The 6,226-nt window shown below is 38.5% G+C and carries 7 protein-coding genes; all 7 read left to right on the forward strand.

What is annotated here, in order from left to right; translation table 11 throughout:
- A partial coding sequence (locus G396_RS10630; protein ID WP_034907867.1) for an IS3 family transposase occupies window positions 1-110 on the forward strand: 110 nt, incomplete at its 5' end.
- Window positions 111-334: 224 nt separating this feature from the next.
- Window positions 335-1,063 (forward strand): NAD-dependent protein deacylase, encoded by a 729-nt coding sequence (locus tag G396_RS0108425; RefSeq protein WP_028125694.1) that lies wholly within the window; start codon window positions 335-337, stop codon window positions 1,061-1,063.
- A gap of 321 nt (window positions 1,064-1,384) precedes the next feature.
- Entirely contained in the window at window positions 1,385-4,018 is a 2,634-nt protein-coding gene (locus G396_RS0108430; protein ID WP_028125695.1) for a valine--tRNA ligase, read from the forward strand.
- A 277-nt stretch (window positions 4,019-4,295) separates the two neighbouring features.
- Complete coding sequence (locus tag G396_RS11280) at window positions 4,296-4,562, forward strand: beta/alpha barrel domain-containing protein (RefSeq protein WP_081683577.1); 267 nt, start codon at window positions 4,296-4,298, stop codon at window positions 4,560-4,562.
- 57 nt (window positions 4,563-4,619) lie between these two features.
- A complete protein-coding gene (radC, locus tag G396_RS0108440; protein ID WP_028125696.1) occupies window positions 4,620-5,309 on the forward strand; it encodes a RadC family protein in 690 nt (229 codons plus the stop codon).
- Between the two features lie 200 nt (window positions 5,310-5,509).
- On the forward strand, window positions 5,510-5,710 hold the full coding sequence (locus G396_RS0108445; RefSeq protein ID WP_006418141.1) for a cold-shock protein: 201 nt from the start codon (window positions 5,510-5,512) through the stop codon (window positions 5,708-5,710).
- A gap of 217 nt (window positions 5,711-5,927) precedes the next feature.
- A partial coding sequence (locus G396_RS0108450) for a helix-turn-helix domain-containing protein (RefSeq protein ID WP_028125697.1) occupies window positions 5,928-6,226 on the forward strand: 299 nt, incomplete at its 3' end.

The following is a 6,226-nucleotide window of genomic DNA, read 5'->3' on the forward strand; positions in this document are numbered from 1 at the left end:
AATTGAAACAAACAATCGAAGACTATATTAAATATTACAACAATGAACGTATCAAGAAAAAACTGGACTTTATGAGCCCAGTAGAATATCGCATGAAATATGCAGCATAAAAGAATAAAAAATATCCAGAACACGTTAAAATGTGTCCTGGATAAAAGTCCAACTTTTGAGGGTCACCTCAGAGGGCCTCTGCTTTTTTACGCTATTTTTTCTTGTAAAAGGAGAAAATCTGAGATTTTTGTTAAGATAGCCCTATCCGGTTCTTTTTTGTGTATAATTTAATTAAGGTAATTTTGGCTTGTAAATAGGAATATCTTTACCAAGGAGGATCACCATGGCTACTATTGAAGCACTACAAACGGCGATTGACCGCAGTCAGCATCTAGTCTTTTTCGGGGGAGCAGGGGTTTCAACTGCTTCGGGAATACCAGATTTTCGTTCGGCCAATGGCGTGTATAGTCAAGCAACTGGTAATCATATGAGCCCTGAAGAAATAATCTCCCATGATTTCTTTAAGCAATATCCAGCAGAGTTTTATGATTTTTATTTTAAACATTTAGTTTATCCTGAAGCCAAGCCGAATGTTGTTCACAAATATCTGGCTCAACTGGAAGCAAGAGGAAAGGACTTGACGATTGTTACACAAAATATTGATGGATTACATCAAGCAGCTGGTAGCCAAAAGGTCGTTGAATTGCATGGAAGTGTCCACCGGAACTATTGTTTGGCGTGTGGTCGAACATATAATTATGAGAATTTAGTTTTAGACCAAGAGGGTATCCCTCGCTGTCCCTTTGATGGTGGCTTAGTTCGGCCTGATGTGGTTCTTTATCAAGAACAATTAGATCAAACTGCTATGTTAGCGGCTATGCAAGCTATAAGTCAAGCAGATATGATGATTGTAGCAGGAACCTCCTTGGTTGTTTATCCTGCTGCTGCTTTTATCCAGTATTTTCAGGGTCAGGATTTGGCAGTGATTAATAAAACGCCACTCAAGATTAGAACCGAAAAAGTCCTAGATTATATGGGAGATATGAAAGATATTTTTCAACAATTACACTAGTTAGTTTACTTTTATCTGAGCTATGATATAATTTAGACCATAATACGATAGAATGACAATGAAGAGAGTAAGTAGTCGATACCTAAAGAGAGGAAACAAATGCTGAAAGTTTCCAATTGACGAAAGTAGCTTGGAGTCTGGGATGCCAACGTTTTTGGACTAGTAGTTTCCTACGGAGTGTAGCTTCGTTAACAATCAGAATAAGAGAGAAATCTAAAATTAGGTGGTACCACGCCGCAGCGTCCTATGTGTCAGCATAGGACGCTTTTATTTTTGATTTTGATTAAATTGTCATTTTAGGAGAGAGAAAGGAAGTCATGGATGAAAAAAGAACTATCACCCAAATATAATCCTCAAGAAGTGGAAGCGGGTCGGTATGAAGAATGGTTAGACAAAGGTGTTTTTGCACCTTCAGAAGACACAGATTCAGAGCCGTATTCAATTGTGATTCCGCCACCTAATGTAACGGGTAAATTACACTTGGGTCATGCCTGGGATGTGACCTTACAGGATATGTTAATCCGACAAAAACGGATGTTAGGCTTTGATACTTTGTGGTTACCAGGAATGGACCATGCTGGGATTGCTACCCAAGCTAAGGTGGAAGCGAAGTTAAAAGAAGAGGGCTTATCCCGTTATGACCTTGGCCGGGAAAAATTCTTAGAAAAAACCTGGGAATGGAAAGAAGAATACGCCCAAACAATCCGCCAACAATGGGCTAAGATGGGGGTATCGGTTGATTATAATCGCGAACGTTTTACTCTAGATGAAGGCTTGAACAAGTCAGTTAACAAAGTTTTTGTAGACTTATATAATAAGGGCCTAATTTATCGCGGTGAATATATTATTAACTGGGATCCTGCTGCTCAGACTGCCTTATCTGATATCGAAGTCATCCATAAAGACGTTAAAGGCGCCTTCTACCATATTAATTATCCGGTGGTGGGTAGTGATGAATTGGTTGAAATTGCCACAACCCGGCCAGAAACCCTATTAGGTGATACAGCTATCGCGGTCAATCCGGCCGATGAGCGGTATGCTCATCTTCTTGGTAAGAAAGTGCTCTTGCCTTTAGTGAACCGGGAAATACCAGTTGTCGCTGATGAATATGTTGATATGGAATTTGGAACAGGTGTGGTTAAAATCACCCCAGCTCATGATCCCAATGACTTTGAAGTCGGAAACCGCCATGATCTACCACGGGTCAAGGTTATGAACCAAGATGGATCAATGAATGAAAAATCTGGTAAATATGAAGGTATGGACCGGTTTGAGGCGCGCAAGGCCATTGTCGCCGATCTAAAAAATTTGGGACTTTTAGTTAAGATTGTTGACCATGTTCATTCCGTAGGTCATTCTGAACGGTCAGGTGCGGTTGTTGAACCTTATCTATCTACGCAATGGTTTGTAAAAATGCAGCCCCTGGCGCAAGCAGCCATTAATAACCAAGCAAGTGACCGTAGGGTTGATTTCTTCCCAGATCGTTTCAATGATACCTTTATCTCCTGGATGGAAAATGTCCATGATTGGGTCATTTCACGGCAATTATGGTGGGGACACCAAATCCCTGCTTGGTATCATAAGGAGACTGGGGAAGTTTATGTTGGGGAAGAGGCCCCAGCGGATGAAGAAAACTGGGATCGCGATAGTGATGTCCTAGATACCTGGTTCTCATCAGCCTTATGGCCATTTTCTACCATGGGCTGGCCCGATAAAAGTCAAAATGATTACCAACGTTACTTCCCAACATCAACTTTAGTAACGGGTTATGATATTATTTTCTTCTGGGTTAGTCGGATGATTTTCCAATCCTTAGAATTTACTGGTCAAAAACCTTTCAAGAATGTACTTTTACATGGCTTAATTCGAGATGAAGAAGGCCGGAAAATGTCTAAATCCTTGGGTAACGGGATTGATCCAATGGATGTGATTGAAGAGTATGGTGTGGATGCCTTGCGCTGGTTCTTAGCCAATGGGTCTGCTCCAGGTCAAGATGTCCGTTACTCACCTGAAAAATTAGCGGCTGCTTGGAATTTTATTAATAAAATTTGGAACGCTTCTCGTTATGTTCTTATGAATGTGGGTGATATGACCCTAGCTGATGTAGAAATTGGCAGCGATACCTCTTTAGCTGACCAATGGATTCTATCACGTCTCCAAGAAACAATTGAAACGGTAACCCGTCTCTTTGATAAGTTTGAATTTGGTGAAGCCGGACGAGCCCTTTACCACTTTATCTGGGATGATTATTGTGATTGGTATATTGAGATGACCAAGGAAAGTTTACAAAACGACCAAGATAATAAAACTACTAAATCAATCCTAATTTATGTTTTAGACAAATTCTTACGGTTACTTCATCCAATTATGCCTTTCGTTACGGAAGAAATTTGGCAACAATTTAATCCAGAAGATGAATCAATTGTGGTTGCAGCTTATCCAACTGTAGTTGAACCATATCGGAAGCCAGAGGCTGAAGAAGCTATGAATCAATTGATTGAAATTATTCGGGCTGTCCGTACGATTCGTAATGAAGTCAACTCACCATTATCTAAACCGGTAGATATTTATATCAAAGTAGGAGACCAAGCGGCTAAAAATCTGTTAGAGGAAAATAAATCATATATTGAACGTTTCTGTAATCCAGATAAGCTTGAAATTGAAATAAATCCAGAAACCCCGCAAGAAGTTATGACCCAAACTTTAGCATTTGCTCAAGTCATCATGCCTTTACAAGGGTTAATTAAAATTGAAGATGAAATTGAACGTTTAAATAATGAAGTGACAAAATTAAGTAAAGAAGTAGCACGGGTCGAAAAGAAATTGGCTAATCAAGGTTTTGTCGCTAAAGCTCCTGCCAAAGTAGTAGACGAAGAACGACAAAAAGGAGAAAATTATCAAAATCAATTGAAGGAAGTAAATGCTAGAATCGAACAATTGAAAAAATTAATCTAACTTTATTGGATTCAGGATTAACTATTGATTTTGCTCACTTTATAATTGGAGCCAAATCATAGGTAAATTTTAATGCTGTCCGAGAGACAGATAAACAATCCTGGTAAGATAAGTGAGTAATAAATAAATCAGGTTACCTAAAGCCCAACTCGTGAGAGCTGGGCTTTTTATCTTTTATCTTAACCTATAAAGGAGCATAACATGGACTTTGGATCAATGATGAAACAAGTTTGTTCAAAGCAAAAGGTGGTTTTGGAGGGCTAGGGGGACCGCAGCGATTAAGGCCATTGCTTTAGGTAATGTACATGCCTTATATCAAAGACTTCGCCCTGAGATTACGATTATTGGCACAGGAGGCGATTCTAATGGACGTGATGTGTTTGAAATGGTTCTTTGCGGCGCTTCGATGGTTCAAGTGGCTTCTGCTTTGGCTGCGAAAGGTTCTGGTATTTTTACTAAGTTAAATCAAGAATTGTCCGAAATTATGAAGTTAAAGGGATACCAAACGATTGAAGAGTTTAAGGGGCAATTACGCCATTTATAAAAAGGAATTCTAGCTTGATGGGGTATTTATTACTAGTAAGCTAAGGAGGCTAGCAAAATGAAATTACCCCTTATTCAAGAAGTTCCTGTCGATTCTTTACCCCGAGAACGTTTGTTATCTTTTGGTGATAAAGCTCTTTCAAACCAAGAGCTCATGGCAATCTTATTAAGAACTGGTTGGCGCAAAGATAATGTCATTGTTTTAGCTGGGCATTTATTGAAACGGTTTGAGTCACTTCATGAGTTAGGTCAGGCAAGTATCGAAGAGTTAACCCAAACACCAGGTATAGGTCCGGTCAAAGCCATTGAAATAATAGCAGCTTTGGAATTAGGGCGTCGCTGTGCTAGTAGTCAATTACCTAAATATGGTCAAATAACCTCTACCCGGTCAGCTGGACAATGGTTAATGATAGAAATGGCAGACCTCCAACAAGAGTACTTAATGGCCTTATTTCTCAATACCAAAAATGAAATTATAAAGAAAAAAACTATTTTTATTGGGACAGTGAATTCTTCAGTAGCCCACCCACGCGAAATTTTTAAAGAAGCGGTTAAGTACCCAACGGCACGTATCATATTAGGCCATAATCATCCTTCTGGCGATGTAGCCCCATCAACGGCTGATATCCAGTTTACCAAGCGGATGATTGAATGTGGCCAATTGATGGGAATCGAGATTTTAGATCACCTAATTATTGGACATGAGGACTATTTAAGTTTGCATGAAAGTACCGATATTTTTGATTAAGATATAGATAGTTAAGAGTATTTTAAAAAAGTTACTTTCAAATTTTTTGCAACTATGCTATAATAAATTCATGTTTTTGTAAGTGGTAAGATATTATGTTTGAAATTTTTTAAAAGTAATACATCTTTTTCGTACCTAAGCAAGAATATAAAAATAATTTAGCGATAGCAATAAATGTTAGGCGCGAGGAGGATATTATAATGGCAGAAGGAAAAGTAAAATGGTTTAACGCAGACAAAGGTTTTGGATTCATCGAACGCGATGGCGAAGATGATGTATTCGTACATTTCTCAGCAATCCAATCAGAAGGTTTCAAAACTTTAGAAGAAGGTCAAGCTGTATCTTTCGATATCGAAGATGGCGCACGTGGACCTCAAGCTGCAAACGTAGAAAAAATCTAATTTTTATACAGCTTAAAGAAAGTCAGGGTAAATCCCTGGCTTTTTTTATTTCCAAATGATTGCGGATAATTTTACTTCTTTATGTGAGGGTGAGTAGTTTTTTTAGATAATTTTTTGTTATAATTTATCAAGTGGAAAAAATAAAAGAAAATAGCCTATCCTTATGTACTGACCCCCTAAAGTTGGACCAAAAAATCCAACTTTAGGGGGTCTTTGTATGGCTAAATATAGCTTAGAATTCAAAATGAAAGTCGTCGCAGAATATCTTTCGGATACGATTGGATACAAACCGTTAGCTAAAAAATACAACATGAAGGATACTCAACAGATTAGGCGGTGGGTCAATGCCTATCAAACGTCAGGGATTAAGGGGTTAAAACGCTCTCGTCAAAACAAAAAATACAGTGTAGAATTTAAGTTGAAAGCTATTACACTTTATGAATCCGGCGAAAAATCCTATCAAACCCTGGCTAATGAACTTGGGATAAATAATCCCTCTCTGATTGCGACTTGGCG

Source organism: Eremococcus coleocola DSM 15696 (assembly GCF_000428865.1).
GTDB classification, from domain to species: Bacteria; Bacillota; Bacilli; order Lactobacillales; family Aerococcaceae; genus Eremococcus; species Eremococcus coleocola.

Excerpts from the sequence above, each read along its gene's own strand:
- G396_RS0108425 (WP_028125694.1), top strand. The coding sequence starts at position 335 with ATGGCTACTATTGAAGCACTACAAACGGCGATTGACCGCAGTCAGCAT.
- G396_RS0108430 (WP_028125695.1), top strand. The coding sequence starts at position 1,385 with ATGAAAAAAGAACTATCACCCAAATATAATCCTCAAGAAGTGGAAGCG.
- radC (WP_028125696.1), top strand. The coding sequence starts at position 4,620 with ATGAAATTACCCCTTATTCAAGAAGTTCCTGTCGATTCTTTACCCCGA.
- G396_RS0108445 (WP_006418141.1), top strand. The coding sequence starts at position 5,510 with ATGGCAGAAGGAAAAGTAAAATGGTTTAACGCAGACAAAGGTTTTGGA.